The organism is Achromobacter sp. 01N37 (assembly GCF_056399725.1).
The window spans coordinates 194,951-217,536 of record NZ_JBFTRX010000001.1; the positions used below are offsets into that span (position 1 = coordinate 194,951).

24 protein-coding genes are annotated in these 22,586 nt (G+C 63.6%); 17 read left to right on the forward strand and 7 right to left on the reverse strand.

Annotated features, from left to right (window positions below; genetic code table 11):
• The first annotated feature begins 305 nt into the window (after positions 1–305).
• The 7 genes from AC1DSJ_RS00865 (at position 306) to aqpZ (ending at position 8,612) form a co-directional block, all read left to right on the forward strand.
• Positions 306–1,763 carry an MFS transporter gene (locus tag AC1DSJ_RS00865; protein WP_441370788.1) on the forward strand — a complete coding sequence of 486 codons (1,458 nt, stop codon included), beginning with the start codon at positions 306–308 and terminating at the stop codon, positions 1,761–1,763.
• Positions 1,760–3,301 (forward strand): FGGY family carbohydrate kinase, encoded by a 1,542-nt coding sequence (locus AC1DSJ_RS00870; RefSeq protein WP_441370789.1) that lies wholly within the window; start codon positions 1,760–1,762, stop codon positions 3,299–3,301. The genes AC1DSJ_RS00865 and AC1DSJ_RS00870 overlap by 4 nt, the downstream gene beginning before the upstream one ends.
• Positions 3,298–4,977, forward strand: a complete 1,680-nt coding sequence (locus tag AC1DSJ_RS00875) for a glycerol-3-phosphate dehydrogenase/oxidase (RefSeq protein ID WP_441370790.1) — start codon at positions 3,298–3,300, stop codon at positions 4,975–4,977. Before AC1DSJ_RS00870 ends, AC1DSJ_RS00875 begins: the two co-directional genes overlap by 4 nt.
• The gene (locus AC1DSJ_RS00880; protein ID WP_054425081.1) at positions 4,974–6,530 is read left to right on the forward strand and encodes an FAD-binding oxidoreductase; all 1,557 of its coding nucleotides are present in this window, start codon (positions 4,974–4,976) and stop codon (positions 6,528–6,530) included. Before AC1DSJ_RS00875 ends, AC1DSJ_RS00880 begins: the two co-directional genes overlap by 4 nt.
• A 2-nt stretch (positions 6,531–6,532) precedes the next feature.
• Complete coding sequence (locus AC1DSJ_RS00885; protein ID WP_175169288.1) at positions 6,533–7,117, forward strand: glycerol-3-phosphate responsive antiterminator; 585 nt, start codon at positions 6,533–6,535, stop codon at positions 7,115–7,117.
• A gap of 130 nt (positions 7,118–7,247) precedes the next feature.
• Positions 7,248–7,640, forward strand: a complete 393-nt coding sequence (locus AC1DSJ_RS00890) for a VOC family protein (RefSeq protein ID WP_441370791.1) — start codon at positions 7,248–7,250, stop codon at positions 7,638–7,640.
• Positions 7,641–7,898: 258 nt separating this feature from the next.
• Positions 7,899–8,612 carry an aquaporin Z gene (gene aqpZ / locus AC1DSJ_RS00895; protein ID WP_054425086.1) on the forward strand — a complete coding sequence of 238 codons (714 nt, stop codon included), beginning with the start codon at positions 7,899–7,901 and terminating at the stop codon, positions 8,610–8,612.
• A 73-nt stretch (positions 8,613–8,685) separates the two neighbouring features.
• On the opposite strand, the gene AC1DSJ_RS00900 is transcribed toward aqpZ, so the two are convergent.
• Positions 8,686–9,903, reverse strand: a complete 1,218-nt coding sequence (locus AC1DSJ_RS00900; protein ID WP_054425088.1) for a DUF1444 domain-containing protein — start codon at positions 9,901–9,903, stop codon at positions 8,686–8,688.
• 251 nt (positions 9,904–10,154) lie between these two features.
• Between AC1DSJ_RS00900 and AC1DSJ_RS00905 the strand changes: the two genes are divergently transcribed.
• From AC1DSJ_RS00905 to AC1DSJ_RS00915, 3 genes are all read left to right on the forward strand, one after another.
• On the forward strand, positions 10,155–10,844 hold the full coding sequence (locus AC1DSJ_RS00905; protein ID WP_054425090.1) for an MgtC/SapB family protein: 690 nt from the start codon (positions 10,155–10,157) through the stop codon (positions 10,842–10,844).
• 177 nt (positions 10,845–11,021) lie between these two features.
• Positions 11,022–11,879, forward strand: coding sequence for a 3-deoxy-8-phosphooctulonate synthase (kdsA, locus tag AC1DSJ_RS00910; protein WP_054425092.1), 858 nt, complete (start codon positions 11,022–11,024; stop codon positions 11,877–11,879).
• A 66-nt stretch (positions 11,880–11,945) separates the two neighbouring features.
• Positions 11,946–12,254 (forward strand): carbohydrate isomerase, encoded by a 309-nt coding sequence (locus tag AC1DSJ_RS00915; protein WP_054425093.1) that lies wholly within the window; start codon positions 11,946–11,948, stop codon positions 12,252–12,254.
• Here the strand turns inward: AC1DSJ_RS00915 and AC1DSJ_RS00920 are convergent.
• Positions 12,251–12,745: a GNAT family N-acetyltransferase gene (locus AC1DSJ_RS00920; protein ID WP_054425584.1), complete on the reverse strand. Its 495-nt coding sequence runs from the start codon at positions 12,743–12,745 to the stop codon at positions 12,251–12,253. The genes AC1DSJ_RS00915 and AC1DSJ_RS00920 overlap by 4 nt on opposite strands.
• A gap of 173 nt (positions 12,746–12,918) precedes the next feature.
• Here AC1DSJ_RS00920 and AC1DSJ_RS00925 point away from each other — a divergent pair, with 173 nt between their 5' ends.
• Positions 12,919–14,559: a PqiB family protein gene (locus AC1DSJ_RS00925; protein WP_441370792.1), complete on the forward strand. Its 1,641-nt coding sequence runs from the start codon at positions 12,919–12,921 to the stop codon at positions 14,557–14,559.
• Between the two features lie 143 nt (positions 14,560–14,702).
• Positions 14,703–14,960, forward strand: coding sequence for a hypothetical protein (locus AC1DSJ_RS00930; RefSeq protein ID WP_054425097.1), 258 nt, complete (start codon positions 14,703–14,705; stop codon positions 14,958–14,960).
• Between the two features lie 52 nt (positions 14,961–15,012).
• On the opposite strand, the gene AC1DSJ_RS00935 is transcribed toward AC1DSJ_RS00930, so the two are convergent.
• The 3 genes from AC1DSJ_RS00935 to AC1DSJ_RS00945 all read right to left on the reverse strand — a co-directional run bounded on the left by AC1DSJ_RS00935 (position 15,013) and on the right by AC1DSJ_RS00945 (position 17,546).
• On the reverse strand, positions 15,013–15,321 hold the full coding sequence (locus AC1DSJ_RS00935) for a hypothetical protein (protein ID WP_054425099.1): 309 nt from the start codon (positions 15,319–15,321) through the stop codon (positions 15,013–15,015).
• Between the two features lie 113 nt (positions 15,322–15,434).
• A complete protein-coding gene (locus AC1DSJ_RS00940; RefSeq protein ID WP_441370793.1) occupies positions 15,435–16,868 on the reverse strand; it encodes an MFS transporter in 1,434 nt (477 codons plus the stop codon).
• Positions 16,869–16,961: 93 nt separating this feature from the next.
• On the reverse strand, positions 16,962–17,546 hold the full coding sequence (locus AC1DSJ_RS00945) for a TetR/AcrR family transcriptional regulator (RefSeq protein ID WP_441370794.1): 585 nt from the start codon (positions 17,544–17,546) through the stop codon (positions 16,962–16,964).
• A gap of 95 nt (positions 17,547–17,641) precedes the next feature.
• Here AC1DSJ_RS00945 and AC1DSJ_RS00950 point away from each other — a divergent pair, with 95 nt between their 5' ends.
• Positions 17,642–18,832, forward strand: coding sequence for an MFS transporter (locus AC1DSJ_RS00950; RefSeq protein WP_054425105.1), 1,191 nt, complete (start codon positions 17,642–17,644; stop codon positions 18,830–18,832).
• Between the two features lie 66 nt (positions 18,833–18,898).
• Complete coding sequence (locus AC1DSJ_RS00955; protein WP_054425107.1) at positions 18,899–19,297, forward strand: RidA family protein; 399 nt, start codon at positions 18,899–18,901, stop codon at positions 19,295–19,297.
• Here the strand turns inward: AC1DSJ_RS00955 and AC1DSJ_RS00960 are convergent.
• Positions 19,294–20,214, reverse strand: a complete 921-nt coding sequence (locus AC1DSJ_RS00960) for a LysR family transcriptional regulator (protein WP_054425110.1) — start codon at positions 20,212–20,214, stop codon at positions 19,294–19,296. The genes AC1DSJ_RS00955 and AC1DSJ_RS00960 overlap by 4 nt on opposite strands.
• A 125-nt stretch (positions 20,215–20,339) precedes the next feature.
• Between AC1DSJ_RS00960 and AC1DSJ_RS00965 the strand changes: the two genes are divergently transcribed.
• From AC1DSJ_RS00965 to AC1DSJ_RS00975, 3 genes are all read left to right on the forward strand, one after another.
• Positions 20,340–21,485 (forward strand): DSD1 family PLP-dependent enzyme, encoded by a 1,146-nt coding sequence (locus AC1DSJ_RS00965; protein ID WP_175169282.1) that lies wholly within the window; start codon positions 20,340–20,342, stop codon positions 21,483–21,485.
• A gap of 25 nt (positions 21,486–21,510) precedes the next feature.
• On the forward strand, positions 21,511–21,906 hold the full coding sequence (locus AC1DSJ_RS00970; protein ID WP_441370795.1) for a RidA family protein: 396 nt from the start codon (positions 21,511–21,513) through the stop codon (positions 21,904–21,906).
• A 63-nt stretch (positions 21,907–21,969) separates the two neighbouring features.
• Positions 21,970–22,242 (forward strand): hypothetical protein, encoded by a 273-nt coding sequence (locus AC1DSJ_RS00975; RefSeq protein WP_054425115.1) that lies wholly within the window; start codon positions 21,970–21,972, stop codon positions 22,240–22,242.
• 15 nt (positions 22,243–22,257) lie between these two features.
• Here AC1DSJ_RS00975 and AC1DSJ_RS00980 read toward each other — a convergent pair whose 3' ends face one another.
• Complete coding sequence (locus AC1DSJ_RS00980) at positions 22,258–22,560, reverse strand: DUF2513 domain-containing protein (RefSeq protein WP_054425587.1); 303 nt, start codon at positions 22,558–22,560, stop codon at positions 22,258–22,260.
• Between the last annotated feature and the right edge of the window lie 26 nt (positions 22,561–22,586).

Consider the following 22,586-nt stretch of genomic DNA (forward strand, 5'->3'; position numbering starts at 1 on the left):
CAAGATCAAAGAGCGGGCGTAGTTTGACAGCTTAAATAGTTATTGCAAGTCATTGAAAAATAAAGAGAAAAAGATATAAAAATTCGCCGTTCCATATACTTTTAAGCGACTTTGGATACTTTTCCAGTGCCGAAAAAATCCGCGGGAAATAGGGTTTGTCCTGATGCCTGGATGCCTTGACACCCCCAAGCGCAACCCATAAAGTCACCGCACAGATTTAGATAAAAGACCATCTGTAGGGTGGTCTTTTATTGCGTGCAGTTTGCGTCGACCTCTTACAGAAATAATTCCAAGAGGAGACGACTGTGCAATCATCGACCGTAAAAATACGTGGCATCGACGATGTCATCGCTTTTATTGATTCACGCCCGGGTATTACTGGCCGAGCCGGCCTGATATGGTGGCTGGCGTTGGGCGGCCTGTTCCTGGACGCCTTCGCAAACTCTGCACTGAGCGCGGGCTTGGGGCCCATGACGCGCGACCTGGGCTTGAAAGCCGGTCAAGTCGCGTTGATGACGTCGTTCGCTGCCTGGGTTGCCATTGCGTTCAACCCCATCGGGGGCTGGATGGCGGATCGGTGGGGCCGCATCCGGCCGTTGATCATCGCGAAGTTCCTGGCCGTCATCGGCGCCCTGCTGGTGATGTTTGCGCCCAGTTTCGAAGTCATCCTGGTGGGCCGCTTCTTTGTCGGCGCGGCGTATGGCATTGACTTCGCGATTGCCATGGCCGTGCTGGCCGAGTTCACGCCAGTGAAGTTCAAGAGCCGGCTGAACACCTGGCAGGGCATGTGGTACACGGCGGTCTGCACGAACCTGCTGCTGGCCTTGCTGTTTTTCTCGTGGGACGTGGGTGATTCGATCTGGCGGTATTCGGTTGCGGCCACGGCCATTTTTGCCGTCGTGATTCTGGTGCTGCAACTGAGCTACATGGTTGAAAGCCCGATCTGGCTGGCGCGCAAAGAGCGCGTGGAGCAAGCGGCGCTGGCCATGACCAAGATCTACGAGCAGCCATTCGCCGCCGCGCCCCTGCATGAGCGCATTCCTGTCACGAACCAGGCCAAGCGCGGTATCGCTAACGTGCTGCTGATCTTTCGCGGCGTCTACCTGCCGCGCACCATTCTTGCCGCCACGGTCCAGATCGGCCAGTCGATCCAGTATTTCGCGGTGGGCTGGTATCTGCCGCTGATTAGCGCCGCACTGTTCGGCAAGGACTTTGTCTTCGCGACCATTGGCGCGCTGGTGTTCAACGTGTTCGGCATCTTCGGCGGCTTTCTGTCGCCGTACATCGGCCGCAAGCTGGGCCTGCGGCGCGCGTCGGCGTTCGGCTTTGCGGCTGTGTTCCTGATGCTGCTGATTCTGGGTACCTTCCACGGCAAGATGCCGCTGTGGCTGGCCGTTGTGGTGCCGTCGCAGTTCATTTTGTTCCACTCGGGCGGGCCGGGCGCCAATGGCAAGAGCCTGTCGTCGCTGTCGTTCCGCAGCGAGCTGCGCGCGGGCGCCAACGGCATCATCGGCGCGCTGGGTTCCACGGGCGCCGCGATCGGGCTGCTGATTTTTCCGCTGTTCCGCGAAAACTACGGGCTGGAAAAGACCTTCCTCATCCTGTCTGTCGTGCCGCTAGTCGCCAGCATTATTTGCTTCGTGATCAAGTGGGACCCCACCCGCACCCCCATCAACCCGGATAACGAAGCCGGCGCGCCGCAGTTCAAAGACGACGCCGTGCTGCCCGCCTTGAACCCCGTCATTGGGAAAGCCTCGCGATGATGAATAAAAAAGTAATTCTGGCCATTGACGAAGGCACGTCCGGCACGCGGGCGGCCACCGTCGCGGCCGATGGCCATGTGTCTTGCCTGCAATACCAGACGCTGCATGTGGAGTCGCCGCGGCCGGGTGTTGTGGAGCAGGACGCCAACGAGATCCTGGATCGAACCATTGACGTTTGCCGCAGCGCTATCGCGCAGGCCCAGGCCGATGGCCAGGAGATCGTTGCGCTGGCGCTCGCCACGCAACGCGCCACGGCCGTGTTGTGGGACACGCAGACGGGCCGGGCGCTGGTGCCGGCCATGGTCTGGCAGGACACGCGTTTTGTGGACGAGCTGTCGCAGATGGCGCCTGAGTGGGATGCGCGCCTGCGTGATCGCGTGGGCCGTCCTGTCGGTGTGCGTTCGCTGTACCTGTGGGCTGCGCGTCACCTGCGCGACACGCCGGACGTCGCCCGCGCCTGGGCGGAGAAACGCCTGGCGTTCGGTACCGTCGACACCTGGCTGCTCTGGCATTTTTCGCAACGCCGGGAATGCGTGACCACGCCCACTAACGCCACGTCAGCCGGCGCCTATGTGCTGGCCGACCATCGCTACTACCTGGAATGGGTGCAGGAGCTGGGCTTTCCGCATGAACTCTTGCCCGTCTTGCGCCAGGATGCCGACGACTTCGGGCGTACCCGCTCGGACGTCCTGGGCATCGATGTTCCGATCCTGGCCTCGGCGGGGGATCAACACGCGGGCGCGATTGGGCTGGGTTGCCTGGACCGCGGGCAGGCGATGTGCGTGCATGGCACCGGCAGCTTCGTGGACCTGATCGTCGGCACCGAACCGCCTGCCCATCCCGGCATGGCGGATGGTTCGCTGACGATGACGGCGCGCCGCCAGAATGGCGCGTCGCACTTTGCCGTCGAGACCTTTGTGGCAACCACGGGTTCCGCGTTGGACTGGGTCTGCGAAAAGCTGAAGTGGTTCAAGGACGCGCACGAGATCAGCGCGTTGGCGCAAACGGTGACGTCGTCGCAAGGCGTCACCTTCGTGCCGGCGTTGACGGGCTTGCGCGTCCCGCGCATGGAAACCGGTGCGCGCGCGTCGCTTACCGGCGTGTCAATGGCCACCACGCAGGCCGAAGTGGCCTACGCCATTCTGGAAGGCATTGCGCATTCGGTCGCCAGCTGCATCGAAGCGGATGAAGAAGCGTCGGGCGTGCGGGTGTCGGAATTGGTGGTGGGCGGCGGCCTGTCGCGCAGCGACCCGCTGCTGCAGATTCAGGCGGACCTGATCGGCATTCCCATTCGCCGCATGCAGGAGGCGGACCGCGCCAGCCTGCGCGGTATCGCCTACCTGGCAGGGGCATCGGGTTTGCTTTGGCCGTCGCTGCAAGATGCCCGCAAAACCATCGTGGCCGACGCCGTATTCCACCCGCTGGCCAATGCATCGGAACGCGCGCACCGCCGCGCCTTGTGGCACGCCCGCGTGGGGTCGGAGCTGGGCCACGTGAAGCAATTCAAGCAGGACAACGAGGAGGCATTGCAGAAATGATCGGTTGGCTATCCAGAAGGCCCAGCAAGGACCGGGCCGACATGACCAGCACCGAACCGTTACGCCTGATACGCCAGGAGCAATTGGACCGGTTGGGCAGTGAGCAATTCGACATCCTTATCATCGGTGGCGGCATCACCGGCGTGTATGCCGCACTGGACGCCAGCCTGCGCGGCTATCGCGTGGCCGTGGTGGAAAAAGACGATTTCGCATCCGGCACATCATCGAAATCCTCCAAGATGGTGCATGGCGGACTGCGCTATATCGAACAGGGAAACCTGGGTCTGGTGCGCCATTCGCTGCATGAACGCCAGCGGCTGCGGCGCAATGCGCGGCACCTGGTGCAGCGCCTGCCGTTTCTGTTTCCCATCCTGGAACGCGATGGCGTGTTCGACAAGCGTTTGTCCAAGGCCTTTGAAAGCCTGCTATGGACGTATGACGTGGCGGGCGGCTGGCGTGAAGGCATCCTGCATCAGAAGCTGACGGCGGCAGAAGTGCTTTCGCATTGCCCGACGTTCAAGGAAGAAGGCTTGTTGGGCGGCTTTCTGTATTACGACGCCCGCGTGGACGACGCCCGGCTCACGCTGGCGGTCGCGCGCACGGCGGCCTTTCACGGCGCGACTGTCATCAACCATGCCAAGGCGACAGCCGTCACGCGCGATACGCACGGCAAGGTGGATGGCGCCGTCATCCAGGCTGGCGAACGCGAAATTCGCGCTCGCGCACGCGTGGTCATCATGGCCACGGGCGTCTGGCTGCGCGATTGGACGGGCGCCAAGACTGGCGAGCAGCCTGCCTTGCATGTGCGCCCGGCCAAAGGGGTGCACGTGGCGGTGCCGTGGATGAAGATCCGCAACGATTGCACCGTGACCATCCCGGTGCCGGGCCGCAGCCGCCGCGCCACCATCACGCGCTGGGGCGACGTGTCGTACCTGGGCACGACGGACGAAGACTACGAAGGCGATCTTGACGACGTGTACTGCACGCGCCGCGAGCTGGACTTCCTGCTGGAAGGCGCGCGCTCCGCGTTGAAGACGGACCTGCAAGCCGAGGACGTCGTGGGCAGCATTGCCGGGTGCCGGCCATTGGTTGCGCCACCTGGCGGCAAGACTCTGGAGATCAAGCGCAATCACGAAATCCGCGTGGCCGCCGACGGCTTGGTCACGATAGTGGGCGGCAAGCTGACCACATCCCGGCACATGGCTGAACAGACGATCGACGCGGCGCAGCAGGTGCTGGGCCAGCGCAACGCCTGCGTCACCAAGAAGGCGTATCTGCTGGGCGCGGCGGGCTACGACCCGCAGGCCATTGTGGCCTCGGGTGGCATGTCGGCGCATCTGGGTGAACGCTACGGCACCGAGGCGCGCTTCGTCAGCGACTTGATGCAGGCGCAGCCCGCGCTGCTTGCGCCCATTGTCGAAGGCTTGCCCTACACCGAAGCCGAGGTGCTTTATGCGGTGCGCCATGAACTGGCCGGCACCGTCGAAGACGTGCTTTCGCGGCGCATGCGGGCGCGCCTGATGGCGCGTGACGCTTCCGCGCGCGCCGCCGAACGCGTCGGACAACTCTTGCAGGCGGAACTCGGTTTGCCGCCTGCCACCATCGCGCAGCAGGTGAGCGACTACCTGGCTGCCATCCAGCACGAAAAATCCGTACTCATGGGAGACAAAGAATGATCAGCAAAGAAGCCATCAAGCGCGGCTACAACCGTGGCAACTACGTGGTGGGGGCGCATACGCCGCCGGCCTATGCCGCCACGCTCACGGCCACCGGCACGGAACCCGGGCTGCAACGCAAGCCCGTGCGCGTCACCGATGCACAGATCGATGCGCTGCGCCATGTGGCCGACGATGTGTTGACGGCAACCGCCGACGTCGTGACGTGGACGCGTGACTGGTGGGCCGGTTCGATGGTGACGGAAACGGGCGGCAAGCCCGCCACGCCGCAAGCGGTGATCGTGACGGTATCGACGGTTGAGCAGGTGCAAGCCGTGATGCGCATTGCGCACGCGGACGCCATTCCCGTCACGGTGTCAGCGGGCCGAAGCAACGTCACGGGCGCGGCCTTGCCCGTGCGCGGGGGCATCGTGCTGGATGTGTGCCAGCTGAACAAACTGATCGGCGTAGACCGCGAAAGCCAGATCGTTGACGTCGAGGCCGGCATGTTCGGTGACGTGTTCGAAGAGACCATCCAGAATGAATACGGCTTGACGATGGGCCACTGGCCGTCGTCGTTTGGCATCAGCACGGTGGGCGGCTGGGCGGCGTGCCGCGGGGCAGGGCAGTTGTCCACGCGCTACGGCAAGATCGAAGACATGGTGTTTGGCATGGACGTGGTGCTGGCGGACGGCAGCCTCATCACCGTGGGCGGGTACTCGCGTGCGGCGGTGGGCGGTGACGTGCAGCAGATGTTCATCGGGTCGGAAGGCACGCTGGGCGTGATCGTGCGCCTGCGTCTGAAGCTGCACCGCTTGCCTGACTACGGCCGCGCCATCGCCTACGGTTTCAAGACCTTCGCCATCGGCCTGGATGCATGCCGCGAAATCATGCAGCGCGGCGCCAACCCGGCCGCGCTGCGTTTGTATGACGAATTGGAAAGCGGCGTGCAGTTCAATCGCCCCGATCTGAACGTGCTGCTGGTGGCTGACGAGGGCGCGCGCCAGATGGTGGACGCCGTCATGGAAATCAGCGAAGGCGTGTGCGAAGAACTGGGCGAAAAGCTGGATGGCGACGCCATCTTTGAGCGCTGGCTGGAAACGCGCTATCTCACGGGGAAAAGCGCAGAAGGCTTCAAGCGCAGCCCGGGGTTCGTTGCCGACACGCTGGAAATGTCGGGCCGTTGGAGCGACCTGGCGGCCATCTATACCGAGGTGGTGGACGCGGTGAATGCCGTGCCCGGCACGCTGGCCGGATCGGCGCATCAGTCGCACGCCTATGTCGACGGCGCCTGCCTGTATTTTTCTTTGCGCGGCGATGTCGAGGTCGAGCGGCGCGGCCAGTGGTATCGGGCCGCTTGGGATGCGGCCAACGCGGTGCTGATTAAATATAATGCCGCGCTCAGCCATCACCATGGCGTGGGTCTGCTGCGCGCGCCTTACATGCAGGAATCGCTGGGCGGCGCGTTCGACGTGCTGCGCACGGTCAAGCGCGCGCTGGACCCGCAGAACATACTCAACCCTGGCAAGCTGGGCTTGAGCGATCAGCGCTTTTACGATCAGGAAGATCGATAACCATGGATAGGTCATTCGGGGCATGCCTGGCGCGCCATCCGGTCATTGCAACGATGTTCGGGCTTGAGCAGATCAATACCTTTGTGGGCAGCGTGGCCGAAATCGGCATCGTCGCCAACGTGGAATTGCGCAAGCTCGCGCCCGTCATTGCAACGCTGAACCGGGCGGGCAAGTTCGCCATCGTCAACATCGACAGTTGCGAAGGCTTGTCGCAAGACAAGGGCGGCGTGGAGTATCTGGCCGACATTGGCGTGGCGAGCCTGGTATCCACCCGCGTGGCCACGATCCAGCGCGCCAACCGGGCGGGCATGGTCACGATGCAGAAAGTGTTCGTGACCGACCGTTCGACCTGGCCGCGCAGCGTCAAGGCGCTGGAGCAGAGCGACCCCAACCTGGTGCAGCTGATGCCCGCGCCCATGCTCACGCACATGGCTGCCCAAGACCTGAAAGCCTTGCCGCCGATCATCGCGTCGGGCTTCGTGTGCAATCAGACGGATATCGGCATCGCCATGAAGCACGGTGCGGTGGGGGTGTCGACCAGCGATCCGGAGTTGTGGAGCCTGGACCCCCGGCAGCTCAAGGGCTGAAGGGGGCGGGGTTGGCGGGGGCCATCGGTTGAATCAAGATGCTGGATATATAACCAGCATTCTGATTCAATCGTGGCTTGCGGCGGCGGCTACCCCGCGCCGCGCCAACTTCAACTTTCAGGGGATCACCATGAAATTCGGATACACCATCGTTTATGTGCCCGATGTGGCGGCGTCGCTGTCGTTCTTCGAACAGGCGTTCGGGTTTTCGACTCGGTTTCTGCACGAGTCCAAGACGTACGGCGAACTCGAAACGGGCGAAACCACCTTGTCGTTCGCCGCGCATGAATTGGCCAGCATGAACTTTCAAACGGGCCACGTCGAAGCGTCGTCGTCGCCCAAGCCGCTGGGTATGGAAGTGGGATTCGTCACCGACGACGTGGCGGCGGCCCACGCAAAGGCCGTGTCCTTGGGTGCGACTGAACTCAGCGCCCCGACGGCCAAGCCCTGGGGGCAAGTGGTGTCTTACCTGCGTTGCCCGGATGGCACGTTGGTGGAATTGTGCACGCCGGTGCACGGCTGATTCCTCGGCATCAATGCAAGCCGCTGCGGCCGGCTGAACGAACGGTGTCGCGTGCCGTGAAGCAAGCCTCGGGACAGCACGCGAAGCGGGGTTAATCCCGCATCGTTCGTTTGCTCGATGCCGCAATCTGTAGAGTTGCCCTATGGTCGATACAGACCAGGCATCGGACTTATCTTAAATATTGTCAAACTTATCAAGCCTTTGAAGCTAGGCCGTTTCCTGCGCGCTACCTTGAACATTTCACTTCTGGAGAAGGTCATGGTTTCGCTTTCGAAGCGTTGTGGCGCAGAGTTCTTCGGCACGTTTTGGCTGGTGCTGGGTGGGTGTGGCGCAGCCGTGCTGGCCGCCGGCTTTCCGGAGTTGGGCATTGGCTTTGCAGGCGTCGCGTTGGCCTTCGGCTTGACGGTGCTGACGATGGCGTTTGCCGTCGGCCATATCTCTGGCGGCCACTTCAACCCGGCGGTGACGGTCGGCCTGGTGGCGGGCGGCCGCTTCCCGGCGAAGGAAATCCTGCCCTATGTGATTGCGCAGGTGCTTGGCGCCATTGTGGCGGCGGCGGTGTTGGCGTGCATTGCCAGCGGCAAGCTGGGTTTCGATTTGAAAGGCAGTCACTTCGCGGCCAACGGCTATGGCGCGTATTCGCCGGGCAAGTATTCGATGGTGTCGGCGCTGGTGACCGAAGTGGTGCTGACCGCGGGCTTTTTGTTCGTGATCCTGGGCGCCACGTCCAAGCGGGCGCCCGCAGGTTTTGCGGCGATTCCGATCGGGCTGGCCTTGACCTTGATCCACCTGATCAGCATTCCAGTGACGAATACATCGGTGAATCCGGCGCGTTCGACCGGGCCTGCGTTGTTCGTCGGCGGATGGGCGCTCGAACAGTTGTGGCTGTTCTGGTTGGCCCCGATTGCCGGGGCCATCATCGGCGCCATAGCCTATCGTCTAGTCAGCGAACCGGCTGCGGAACGCGGCTGACGACGCACACCAGTGGCGAAGTGCTCAAGGAACTTCAAGGAACTTCAAAGCGCTCACGGCGCTTCAAGGAGCTTCAGGGCACTTCGTCCAATTGCGCGAGCTGTGCGTCTTCCGGAAAGCCTTGCGTGCGGTATCGGACGGGGTAGCCCTTTTCTTCGGCCAGCAACGGCTCCAGCAGATGCGCGGCCTGTTCCCAAGATACAACCCGCACTTCGCCGATATCGTCTTCGGCGTCGGGGCGGACCAACGCCAGCCGGTCCACCTTTGGCAATGAGGTGTCGACACCGCGTGTCCATGACGCCAGCGAGAACGACATCGCCGGATCGTCGTCCGCCGTGAACAGGTTGTAGTTCGCGACGTAGATGTCTGCGCCTTGCTCTTCGTGGATGTGGTCCAGCGCCGCTTTCTGCGCGTCGTACTCGGCCTTTTCCAGCAAGCGGGCCAGATGGGCCAGGCGCTGAGCGAGCCCCGCGTCATCAGGCACATAACGCTGCGCCTGCCGCTCTTCGTAGTGGTACATGTGCGCGCTGACCACGCGGCCGTGTTGCACTGCCTGGTGGCAGAGTTCAACCATGGTGATCAGGCCGGCATCATCGTTGTCGCCGGTGACCAGCAGCACATCGCGCGTGGGCATCATGAACACGGGGCGGCCGCGTACCGGCACGCGTTCAATCATGTCGGGCAACAGCGCGCGGCTGATGTCGTAGCCGTCTGCCCAGGCGCCGCGAAACACCCCCGGCGTCAGTTCTGAAAAATCGTCAGGGGCGTCGCGCAGGTTGTCGACGGCAATGGCCAACGCTTGGTCGAACGTTAACTGCCAGGCGGCTTCGGGGCCATTGGTCAGGGTGGAGATGGCGTCGGGGTGGTCAAGCGCCAACAGCACTACGCAGTCATCGCCAAAGGAAAGAAAGGCAGGGTGGAAGGCCGTGTCGTTGCCTTCGGTGCGCACATGATGCAGGCGGATGTCTTCCAGTGCGCTGCGGCTGCGGATCACGGGGCGAAGCATCGGCCGGGCCTCCGCTGCCTGCTGCGGCGTGGTTTGCGTGCTGCTGGCCAACGCCGAGACGAAGCCTTGCAGCGCGCGCTTTTGTTCCGAGCCGCGCGTGTTGCAGTACGCGTGGTAGGCGTTGTGCAGATTGAAGAACGAGCCTTCGCCCAGCAACAAGCGGAATTCATCGGCCTTGTAGGTGACGTCCCCGTCAAAGCCTTGCCGCCGCGCCGCCGCCACAAACAGCGTGGCGAACTGATCCGGCGAGGGCTTGCGCCGGAACAGCGTATCGAAGAAACCCATTTGCCTGCCTTTGATTCAAATGCGGGACGGCGCAAGCGCCAGTCCGCGACGGGTCATTGTGGACAGGGATGTCCCTGGCGTCCAGCGATAACGCCGCGCGAGGCGGCCCGCGCCGGGGCATGGCCGGGCCGGGCCGGGCCTAACCTGGCCGGGCCTGACCTGGCCGGGCGATAATACGTCGCGGCCGCCAGCCCTTGTTCCTTGCGGCCGTTGATGTATCCAAGAAGAATAAGAAGTACCGGTAGTGATCCATGAGTGAATTCTCCATTGCAATCAATCTCGTCCTGGCCATGCTGTTGGGCGGCGCGGTTGGTGTCGAACGCCAGTGGCGGCAGAACTACGCCGGGATCGTGACGCACGCGTTGGTCTCGCTGGGCGCGGCGGCGTACACCTCATTGCCCGCTTTGTTGGACGCCGGCGCCGACATGCGCCTGGGCAGTCAGGTCGTAACAGGCATCGGCTTTCTCGGGGCCGGCCTGATCATGCGCGATGGCCTGACCATCCGCGGCTTGAGCGCCGCAGCCACCATTTGGGCCACGGGCGCCGTGGGTGTGCTGGCGGGCTACGGCTTCGTGGCCGAGGCCAGCGCGGTGACTGGCCTGATTTTGGTTACCAATGTGCTGCTGCGCCGAGGCGCAAAACTGGTCGACCGGCATGTCCCCGAAGCGGAAACGGAAGAACGCTACTACAACATCGCGCTGACCTGCGCCTCGTCGGACGAGGCCATGGTGCGCGCTGAATTGCTGAACGCCTTGGGCAAGCACAATCTGCGCCTGCGGGGAGTTGAAAGCCAGCAGCGCGACGGCGGCCGCTCGGAAGTGCATGCCGTCGTGTATACGACGCATCAGGAAGACGAGCGGGTTGAAAAGCTGGTCGGCAGCCTCAGCCTGCTGCCTCAGACGTATTCGGCAAGATGGACGTCCGACACCGGTGACGCCTAGGCGCGGTTAGTACAGGCGTACCCGGCTGTCACCATTACTACCTGCGCCACGGGGTGCTCGGGCGCATGCTGTCCAGCCGGTGAATCCTGAGGGGAACGGGTGCAGGGGATGAAATCGGGACCGGGCAGGTTGTACATTACGCACTGTCCCCGCCTTATTTCTAGGATGCACCCCATCATGACCGCCCCCGAAGTCGTTATTTCCTCGTCGATCCAATGCGCAAACGATCGCCCCTTTGTGCTTTTCGGCGGCATCAATGTGCTGGAATCCCTGGATCTGGCTTTGCGCGCATGCGAGGAATACCAGCGCGTGACGACGAAGCTGGGCATCCCCTACGTGTTCAAGGCGTCGTTCGATAAAGCCAACCGCTCGTCGATTCATTCCTACCGCGGCCCGGGCCTGGAAGCCGGGATGAAGATTTTCGAAGCCGTGAAAAAGGAATTCGGCGTGCCGGTGATTACCGACGTGCACGAACCCTGGCAGGCCGCGCCCGTGGCCGAAGTGGCCGACATCGTTCAGTTGCCGGCCTTCCTGGCAAGGCAGACGGATCTGGTCGTTGCGCTGGCCAAGACGCAGCGCATCGTCAACATCAAAAAGCCCCAGTTTCTAAGCCCGACGCAAATGCTGAACATCGTCGAGAAGTTCACCGAGGCCGGTAACGACAAGCTGATTCTGTGCGACCGTGGCACCAGCTTCGGTTACGACAACCTGGTGGTCGACATGCTGGGCTTTGGCGTAATGAAGAAAGTCACGGGCAACCGCCCGCTGATTTTTGACGTGACGCATGCGCTTCAACAGCGTTCGGCGCTGGACGCCGCATCCGGCGGCCGCCGCGAGCAAGTGGCGGAACTGGCCCGAGCGGGCATGGCGGTGGGCTTGGCTGGCCTGTTCCTGGAAGCCCACCCTGATCCGAAAAACGCCAAGTGCGATGGCCCCAGCGCCTTGCCGCTGGACAAGCTTGAACCCTTCCTGACGCAGCTCAAACAGCTGGATGATCTGGTGAAATCCTTTGCCGCGATTGATATCGAACCGTGACGCTGGCTGTCATGCCGCCTTCGTCAACTTGTTATACGATCCGGGCCAAACATTAGGGAGGCCTGGATGTCTTTGTACGTGATCGTCGCCGTTCGAAAAGAACCCGTCAGCGGGCAAATCGCCTATGTGCGGTGGGGCCAGGCCGAGCCAGGTGTGCCGGGCTGGGTTACCGAACCCGTCACGGCGGCGGCTTCCGAAGTGATCGATGTCATCAAAGACGGGGTGGACGTGGAAACGGCCATCAGCGTCGATGGCATGCGCGTGGCACTGCGTCCGGTGCGGGTGCTGGTCGATGGCGACGGACGCGAGCATCTCGCCTCCGTGCCCGTGCCCAGCTCCACGCTGCACACGCTCTTCGACCTGCCCGAGTTTTAAGCGGCGGCGCGGCGCCCTTCGGCGAAATCGCGCAGTGCGCCGTCCGTCAGGCGGTAGCGCACCCATTCATCCAGCGGCCGTGCGCCGATAGATTGGTAAAAATCGATAGCGGGCTGGTTCCAGTCCAGCACGCTCCATTCCAACCGTCCGCAGTCGTTGGCCACCGCTTCCCGGGCCAGGTGGCGCAGCAGGTCGCGTCCGGCGCCGATGCCGCGTTGCTCGGGCGTGATGTACAGGTCTTCCAGATAGATGCCGTTCTTGCCCAACCAGGTGGAATAGCTGTAGAAATAGACGGCGTAGCCAATGGCCTTGCCGTCTACCTCGCACATCAACGCCTTGGCCGGCGCTTCTGGCGCAAACAAGGTGCGGGCGACGTCGTCGGCACTGGCAATCACCTCATGGGCGGCGCGTTCGTAGACGGCCAGTTCAGTGATGAATGCGTAGATCTGGGCCGCGTCCGAGACAGTGGCGGGGCGGATGGCGATATTCACGTTGACTTCCTCCAAAAGGGAAGGCCATGCTACCCGCTAATTTCGGTGTTTGCAGGACGGTGTCCCGGCCCGTTTCCGGGAATTCCCGCACTTGCGCGGGGCAGGCCTCGGCGCGACCCTGACAAGGGAATCCGCCCTCGAGTCCGGACGCGTACACAAAGGGGTTGTCCTCTATGGCTGAGTCTGGTGCTGCCGCAGGTCAAACACCACCGTCCACTGGGCGCAAAGCGCGCCGAGTGTCCTGGATCTGGCTCGTGCCGGTCATTGCTGCTCTGGCGGGATTGTTCCTGGTGCTGCAGGTCTGGTTGAACGCCGGCCCCACCGCAACGATTTACTTTCAGACGGCCGAAGGGCTGGAAGCGGGCAAGACTCAGGTCCGCTACAAGGAAGTCACCATCGGACAGGTCGAGCGCGTTGCGCTGAATACCGAGCGCTCTGGCGTGGTGGTGACCATTCGCGTCGCCAAGGACGCTAGCCACCTGCTGCGCGACGGCACCGTGTTCTGGGTGGTGAAGCCGCGCCTGACGGTAAGCGGTGTGTCTGGCTTGGGAACGCTATTGTCGGGGTCGTACATCGGGCTGGACCCGATCGGCAGCAAGGGCAAGGCAGGCGTCAGCCCCGGCCGGAAGACCGAATTCGTCGGCCTTGAACTCCCGCCCGAAGTGGCACAAGACCGGGCCGGCAAGCGCTTTACGTTGCGCGCGAGCGACCTTGGTTCCCTGGATGTGGGCTCCCCCATCTATTACCGTCGCATCGCCGTGGGCCAGGTGGTTGGATACCAGCTGGCGAAGGATGGACAGGGCGTTGAGGTGCAAGTGTTCATTGATGCCCCCAACGATGCTTATGTGAACGATGGCACGCGGTTCTGGAACGCCAGCGGCGTGGATTTCAGCGTGGATGCGCGTGGCCTGCAAATGCGGTCGCAGTCGCTGGTGTCGGTGATTGTCGGGGGCGTGGCGTTCGAAACATCAGCCCAGCGCAGCCACACTGCGGCGGCCGCCAATGCGTCGTTCGATCTCTTTCCCAACGAAGAGGCGGCCCGCGCGCAGCCTGATGGCGTACCGGTGCCGATCCGCATGCGATTCGACCAGTCGGTGCGCGGCCTGGTGGTCGGCGCACCCATCGATGCTTATGGCGTGACGATCGGCAAGGTGGATGCGATCAGCCTGGATTTCGATTCCGAGACCAAGCAGTTCTACGCGGTGGTGTCTGCGACGTTGTATCCCGAACGCCTGGGGGGCGAGACATACCAGGAGATCAAGCAATTTGCCGGGACGGATATGAAACACCCTAGTGGCCGGATACTCGCGGCGATGATTGAGCGCGGCACGCGGGCGCAACTGCGCATCGGCAACCTGCTCACGGGCCAGCTGTATGTGGCGATGGTGGAAATTCCGAACGCCAAACCCGTTACGTTCAAGATGGAAGATCGTCCCTTCCTCCCGACGGCGCCGAACAACCTGGATCAACTGCAGCAGCAGTTGAACAACATTCTGGTCAAGCTGGAGAAGGTGCCGTTCGATGAGATCGGGATGGAACTGAGCGGCGCGCTGAAGGGGGCGTCGCGGCTCGTCAAGAGGATGGACTCGCAACTGGCGCCCGAGCTGCAAGCCCTGTTGCGCCAGGCCAACCGTTCGTTGGGCGTGGTGGGCGGTCTGCTCGCGCCCGACGCGGACTTGCCAGCAAATGCCGATACGGCGTTGCGCGAGCTTGGACGAGCGGCGCGGTCCTTGCGCGAACTATCCGATTACTTGCAGACGAATCCCGATTCGCTGCTGCGCGGGCGGGCGCCTGATCCGGCACTACGCCGGTAGTTTCTGCATTCGATCGGGACGTTTGACCGCAGATTTGGCCTGATAACCGGGCAGCGAGGCGGGTACGGCACTTGCTGAACAGCGGGTGCGACCGGCTGCCGGACAACGGGGCGACGGAGCGGTATTCGAGGGGGGACGATCGAATGGACCATAGTGAAATGATGGCGCGCATGATCTCGCAGCCCGTTGCGCCGGGCAAAGTCGACGGCTGGGATGGCATTCTGTCTGCCTATGCGGATTGCTTGTTGCAAGTCCAAGCCAAACTCTCGGATGCCGATGTGACACGCTTTCTGGCGGTTGGCGCCCTGGTGTTTCGCAGCTGCTGTCAGGAAGAGGCCCGGCAACGCTGGACGGCCGAGGAATTGGCCTCCTTTCACCGCAAGCGGCAGTTCGGTGTCTAGATCGGTAGCGGCCGCCGCTGGCGGCCGCGTGGGCTGACGCCCCGCGCCAGCTTCAGTACAGACACTGACTAAGCGCGAACTTGCGGCCAAACGCGTGGACTTCGTCTCCGTCCACCGAGGCCGCAACGTCCCAGTGATTTCCGCGGGTCACAAGAAACGATTGACCCGTCAGCGCATGCCGCAGCGCAAACTGCCAGAACGCGGATTCCGACCCCATGGGTTCCAGATCGTGCGGCCCGATCATGAGCCGCGAAGGGCGGGGGGTGGCGCCCATCGTCCATCGCAGCGCAATCGCCATGAAGGCGAAGCGCGCCGATATCGATGATGGTTGAACGCAAAGCACTCGGATCTTATTGCTCATGAACGTCACCTTCTTCAGGTGCCGTCAGCGTAGCAAAGACGCGTGTGACGTTCCATACCGCGTTTGGTGGATTTCGGTGCGTACCTTCGCAGATTTATCGCTACTTCCCGGGCTCAAGGTACCGCGGCTGGCGCCCGCGTGACGCGCGGCAGCAGCAGTAATGCCAGCGCCGGCGCCACGGCGAATGCGGCGAACAGCCAGCGCGCCGCCTGCTGCGCGCCAGCGATGCCGCCCGGGTCGGCCAAGCCGGCGCTGTTGGTGATGACGCCCGCCAGCGCGGCCGTTACCGCCGCCGAATAGAGCTGAACGGTGGTGATCGATGACGACGTCAACGTCTCTTCGCCCTGCGGCGCGGCGTTGAACACCTTCGTCAGCAGATGGGGCCAAGCCAGGCCGATGCCGAATCCCACGCCCGCCAATGCCAGGACAAACGCCGCGAATCCTGCCAGCGAAGTCAGGATGGATGCCTGCGGCGTCATGATGGCAAGCCCCACCAGCGATGCCAGGATCACGACCGGGCTCAGCCACACCAATCGGTTGGCGGCCGCGCCGCTGCGCGTGGCGCTGGGCATGGCGGCAAGCGTCCAGCCCGCCGCCATGGCCGCCGTCATGTAGCCGGCCGTCAGCGGCGTCATGCCATGGATGACTTGCAGGAAATACGGCACGAAGATTTCGGTGGTAATGGCGGCCACCACCAGGCACATCACCGCATACAGCGCGCCTAGCGGCGCCCGGATCGAATAGGCGCCGGTAGGCAGCAGGCGCTTGCGCGCCCGCGTGTCCACGTAGGCGATCAGCGCGGCAATTCCCAACCCGCCCGCGATCCCCGCTAAGTTCCAGCCCAACTCCGTCGACAGGCTGGCCAAGGTGACGGCCAGCACCGACGCCACCAACAGGCCCAGTGTGCTCAACGGCAATGAGGACGGCGGGGCAGGGGGAACGGACGCACGCCCGCCGACCTTGAACGTCACGATGAGCGCCAGCGCGGCCGCCACGGGCAGCAGCGCCCAGAACGCCAGCCGCCAATGCCCCGTCTGCGCGAAGATGCCGCCGATTGCCGGCCCGCACAACGTCGCCACGCCCCACATGCCTGACACCAGCGCCATGGCGCGCGACCACAATGGCGCGTCAAACACCAGCCGTATCAGCGCGTAGCTCAGCGCAAACAGAATGCCGCCACCCAGGCCCTGCACGCTGCGCCCGGCCAGCAACGCGGGCATGCTGGGCGCCAAGGCACAGATGACCGCGCCCAGGGTGAAGACCGCCACGGCCAGCAGATAAGCCGCGCGCGGCCCCACGGTTTCGATCAGCTTGGCTGATAACGCGGACCCAATGATGGACGTCACGACGAACAGTGTGGTGTTCCAGGCGTAGTATTCCAGCCCGCCGATGTCCTGGATAACGCTGGGCAGAATGGTGGTGACGATATAGACGTTGATGGCGTGCAGCGCCACGCCGCCCGCGAGCGCAATGGAGCGCAGGGCATTTGCTCCGTGCAGCAGGTCAGCCCATGACGCGCTGGGCTCAGGATGGGGGATGGCAGCCAAAACAATCTCCGGGTTTTATTTATACAAGTTAAGGCTTGGATAATACGCGGATTCTGGCCAGTTGATCACCAACGCGCGGATCGCGGTAGGGATTTACCGCCGCAGCAGCCCGCGCAACAGCAGCTCCACGGCATGCAGCGCGTGTTCAAGACGCGCCTCACCATCCGGAGCGTCCGCAATCCAGAACGCGCTCTCGGTCAGGCTGCCATTGATCAGATGCGCAAGCGCCTGCGGATCGGCCGCGTCGATCACGTGGTCATCCATCAAGCGTTGCAACAAGCCGCCCAGCGAGGCAATGCACTGTTGCTGCGTCGAGGGCGAGGCGGGTCCGAGCACCGCACGCGCATCCTGCAAGACGATGCGGCGGATCTCGGGTTCAAGCGCCATGCGCAAATAGGCGCGGCAACGTTCGCGCAGCGCCGTCCAGACGTCGGGCGCCTGAGCCGAAATCGCGTTCAGCCGTTGATCGATTTCGTCATCGATTTGCGCGGCGACTGCGGCCAGCAAGCCTTTCTTGTCACCGAAATGGTGATACAAAGCCCCTCGCGTCAATCCTGCCGACGCGGTGAAATCGTCCATGGACGTCGCGGCATAGCCGGCTTGCTGAAAGGCAAGGCGGGCGGCGGCCAGCAGTTTGGCCCGGGTGGCTGCGATCATCTCGGCGCGGGAACGCGACATCCAGGTCTCCTATGACATACGGCGCGTAGGTTAATTGACATACGCAATGTATGTGAATACGATTCGGCCGTCTACCCCCGTTTCAAAGGTTATCGGTGCCCAATCCGTATCGCGAGTTGTTCCAGGCGCCTGGCGCTTTAGGTTTTGTGTTGGCTGGCGCCATCGCCCGCCTGCCGTTGCCGATGATCGGCATCGGCATCATTACGATGTTGTCCGAGGTGCGCGGCGCGTACACGCTCGCGGGCGCGGTTGCCGCAACGTTCGCGCTGGCGACGGCGTTGCTGGCGCCGCGGATTTCTCGTCTGGTGGACCGCCACGGCCAGGGGCGGGTGCTGCCGGTGGCGGCCATGGTTTGCGTGCTGGCGCTGATTGGCCTGAGCGCCTGCGTGCATTGGAATGCGCCGGATTGGACTCTGTTTGTCTTTGCCGCCTTGGCAGGCGCCTTGCCCAGCATGCCCGCCATGATCCGCGCGCGCTGGACGGAGATTTTTCGGGATCAGCCTCAGTTGCGCACGGCCTATGCCTTGGAATCGGTGGCGGATGAGCTCAGTTTTATCGTGGGCCCGCCCTTTGCGGTGGGCTTGAGCGTTGCGTTGTTTCCGCAGGCTGGCCCGCTGGCCGCCGCGTTGCTGCTGGCGGTGGGCGTGACCGCATTCGTCCTGCAACGCGCCACTGCGCCCGCCGTGCAGCATCGCGAAGCCGGGCGTGTCGAGTCCGTGCTGCGCATGCCGCCGATGCGTTCGCTGGTGGCCATGATGTCGGCAATGGGCGTCATCGTGGGCACGATCGACGTGTTGAGCGTGGCGTTTGCCCGGGCGCAGGGGGTGCCTGCCGGGGCAAGCCTGATCCTGTCGGCCTATGCCCTGGGTTCCTGCGTGGCGGGCTTGGTGTTTGGGGTGATGAAGTTCCAGATGCCGCTTCCCCGCATGCTGTCCATTGCCGCCGCTGTGACGGCGTTCACGACCTTGCCGTTGCTGCTGGTGAACGACCTGATCACGTTGTCGCTGGGGGTGCTGTTGGCCGGCCTGTCGTTTGCGCCCACCATGATCATCGGGATGGCGCTGGTGGAAACCAGCGTGCCGGGTCAGCGTCTGACCGAAGGCTTGACGTGGCTGGTAACGGGCCTGGGCGCGGGTGTTGCGGCCGGCGCGGCGCTGGCGGGTTGGGTGGTGGACCATTACGGCGTGGGGGCGGGGTTCTGGACCGCCGTTGTGGCCGGCGCTATTGTGCTGCTGGTAGCCGTGGCCGGGGCGCGCGGGGCGGCGGCGGGGCGCGAGGTTTCGTGACACCGGCCCCTCGTTAGAATTTGGGCTCCGGCGCGCTGCGGGGCGCGCCGTTCACAGGAGCACAACATGTCCAGAACCGTCATCAATCCCGATACCGTTTTCAACACCGTCCAGTACGGCTTCAGCCAGGCCGTCATCGTGACGGGGCAGCGCAGGATGCTGCTGTCTGGCCAAGTGGGTGTCGACATCCACGAGCGTACGGTCGGACCCGGCCTGCAAGAGCAAACCGAAGCGGCGCTCGACAACATCGAGCGTGTGCTGGCGGCGGCAGGCGGCAAGATGGCGCAGGTGATCATGCTGCGCATCTACATTTGCGATACGGTCCGTGAAGAGCAGGAAGTCATTGCGCAGGCGCTGCGTGACCGCTTTCCGGCCGACCCGCCGCCTTCGTCGTGGGTCATCGTCAGCGGGCTCTCGTTACCGGAATGGCTGATCGAAATCGAAGCAGAAGCCATGCTGGATTAAGCCGGCTGGGCCTTGTCGCGCCAGGGCGTCGCGGCGAAGGCTTCGCGCAGATGCGCCAGGAAACCTGCGGTGCGCGCAGACAGATCCTGGCGCGATTTCACCAGCGCCACCACATTGGCGTCGGGCAAATTCCAGCCCGCCAGCAAGGGCACCAGCGAGCGTGCCTTCAGATGTTCGGCAACGTCCCATTCCGATCGTGCGACGATGCCGTGGCCAGCCAAGGCCCATTCAAGCGCCGCTGCGCCGGTATTGCTGGACAGCACCGGCGCGATGCGCACGCCCACCGCCGGCCCGCGGCCGCGTTTGAAGCGCCACAAGGTCACGTCCTCGTCGTTTTCGCGCAAGGCGATGCAATCGTGGTCGCGCAGGTCTTCAGGTTTGGCGGGGGCGCCGTGGCGCGCCAGATACGCGGGCGAGGCGCAAAGAATGCGCCGATTCGGCGCCAGCGGATAGGCCACCAGCGTTGAATCCCGCAGCTCGCCGATATGAACCATGACGTCCCAGTTGTCGGTCGCCAGCCGTGGCGGGCCATCGGACAGCGTCAGGCTGGCGGTGACGTTTTCCGCGGTCTTGCGAAAACTGGCGACCAGACCCGCAACATAGCGCTGGCCGAATCCAAGCGGTGCAATGACACGTAAATGTCCCGCCACTACGCCGCGCCGTCCCGCGAGTTCGTCTGCCAGATCGCCCAGCTCCCCACAGATCTGCCCTGCGCGCAGCGCCAGCAGCCGGCCTTCGTCGGTCAGTGCGGTGCCGCGTCCGGAGCGGTTCACCAGCCTCACCCCCAGACGCTTTTCCAGCGCGTGCAGCCGTTGCGTGACGGCGGGCGGCGTCACATCCAGCGCGCGCGCGGCCTGCGCAAGCGACGGCGTAGCGGCCAAGCTCAGGAAAAAACGCAGGTCATCCGTGGTGATCATTCAGATTGGTATTAAGGGAAAATTAAGCCCACATTAAACACGCAAAGGCGTGGGCGCGCCATACTGCGAACATCCCACGCCGCACTGACCCGGCGTTTCTTGATTTGCCTGAACGAGACATACCCATGACTGCCACCGCCACCCTGGATACGCTGGAAACTCCCTGCCTGTTGCTGGACGAAACCCGCATGACCCGCAATATCGAGCGCCTGAACGCCTTGATGGCCGGCCATGGCGTGCAACTGCGTCCGCATCTGAAGACGCCCAAGTCGATCGAGGTGGCGCGCCGTGTCATGAGCCGCCCGCAGGGGCCTGCCGCAGTGTCCACCTTGCAAGAGGCCGAGCAATTCGCGGACGCTGGCGTCACGGATCTGCTCTATGCCGTCGGCATCGCGCCTGCCAAGCTGGAGCGCGTGCTGGCGCTGCGCCAGCGCGGCGTTGACCTGACGGTGGTGGTCGACAGCATCGACGCCGCGCGCGCCGTTGCCGCCCGCGCCAAGGTGGCGGGCGAGGGCATTCCCGCCCTGATCGAGATCGACTGCGACGGCCACCGCGCCGGGGTGCAGCCGGGCAATCACGAACACCTGCTGGCAATTGCGCATGTGCTGAATGACGCTGGCTGCCTGCGCGGCGTGATGACGCATGCGGGCGAATCCTACGGATGCCGCAGCCTTGAAGCCATTGCAGATATGGCCGAACAAGAACGCGCGGCCGCGGTCGGTTGCGCTGACGCGATTCGGCAGGCCGGCTTGCCGTGCCCTGTCGTGAGCGTGGGTTCCACACCCACCGCCCACTTCGCACGCCACCTTGACGGCGTAACGGAGGTGCGCGCGGGCGTGTATGTTTTCTTCGACCTGGTCATGGCGGGCCTTGGCGTATGCGCCGTTGACGACATCGCGGCCACCGTGTTGACCACCGTCATCGGCCATCAGCCCGATAAAGGATGGATTTTGGTGGACGCCGGATGGATGGCCATGTCACGCGACCGCGGCACCGCCAAGCAGCCGGTTGACCAGTTGTATGGTCTGGTGTGCGACGCCCAGGGCAAGCCGTATCCTGATCTTCTTCTGGCGGAAACCAACCAGGAGCAGGGCATCATCAAACTGCGCGCGGGTAGCAATGCAAGCCTGCCTGATCTGCCGATTGGCGCGAAGCTGCGCATCGTGCCCAACCACGCCTGCGCGACCTGCGCCCAGCACGATGCCTACGAGGTCGTGCGTGGCAACGACCCTGGCGTGGTGGCTCATTGGGAACGTTTCCGCGGCTGGTAAGCCTGGCTCTGAAAAGGACGTCGACATGGACATCATTCACACTCCCAACGCCACGCCGCCTGCTGGCCACTATTCGCAGGCAGTGCGTGCCAATGGCTTTGTCTTTGTTTCTGGGCAATTGGGCTTTTTGCCCGGCGCAGAGGCGGGGGCGCGGCCCAGTCTTGCCGTCGGTGCAACGGCCCAGACCGAAGCGGCGCTGCGTAGCGTCAAAGCCATTCTCGAGGCCGCTGGCGCGTCCATGGGCTCGGTCGTCAACGTCACCGTGTACATCCCCGACATCGAGCTGTGGGACGAGGTCAATCGGGTCTACGAACGCGCGTTCGGCGATCATCGCCCCGCACGGGCCGTGGTGCCCACGCGCGAATTGCACTATGGCGCGCTGGTCGAAATCAGCGTCGTCGCGGTTGCCGCTCAAGGGTGATGGCAGGCGCGATCCGACGCCTATAATGCGGGCGCCTCAATGCCTTCGGGGGACCACGTTCGCATGCAGTACGAATATCTGTTCTGGTCCATGGCCGCGATGGTGGCGGCCGCGCTGATCGGCGGCTCGCTTTGTGGCCGCTTGCGCTCGGTCAAGCATGTGCTGATGGGGGTTGCCGCCTTGGCCGCCGCCATTTTCGCCGCGGTGCTGCTGCTGGCGCGGCATGGGGGGTTTAGCGACTTGGCGGCGATGCTGTCCATCGCCGCCTTCATGTTCAGCCTGGTGATCGGCACAGCCGCATCGCTGCTTACGCGGCGCATCCTGCAGCGCCGCTAAGCCCAGGCGTCGGCCTTATTCTTCGGCGTCGAACTCGTCGGCGTCGTCTTCGTCGTCCTCATCCTGTTCCAGGGCGTCGTAGCCCTTCCAGGTGATGCGCCAGCGCGCCGCGCCTGCGTTGGCGGCGGTTTCGCTCACCTGTTTGACCAGACCGGCATCCTCCAGCAGATCCAGGTGGTGCGCAATGACCTGCAAGCCCTGTTCTTCGGGGTGCGGAGCCAAGGCGGCGTTCTTGATGTCGTGCGTGCTCAGGTTGGGGCCGGGCGCGTCGCGCAGGGCGCCCAGAATCGTGACGACCAGGTCGAAATCGCGTTGCATGATATTCACCGTTTTGGATATAGGTA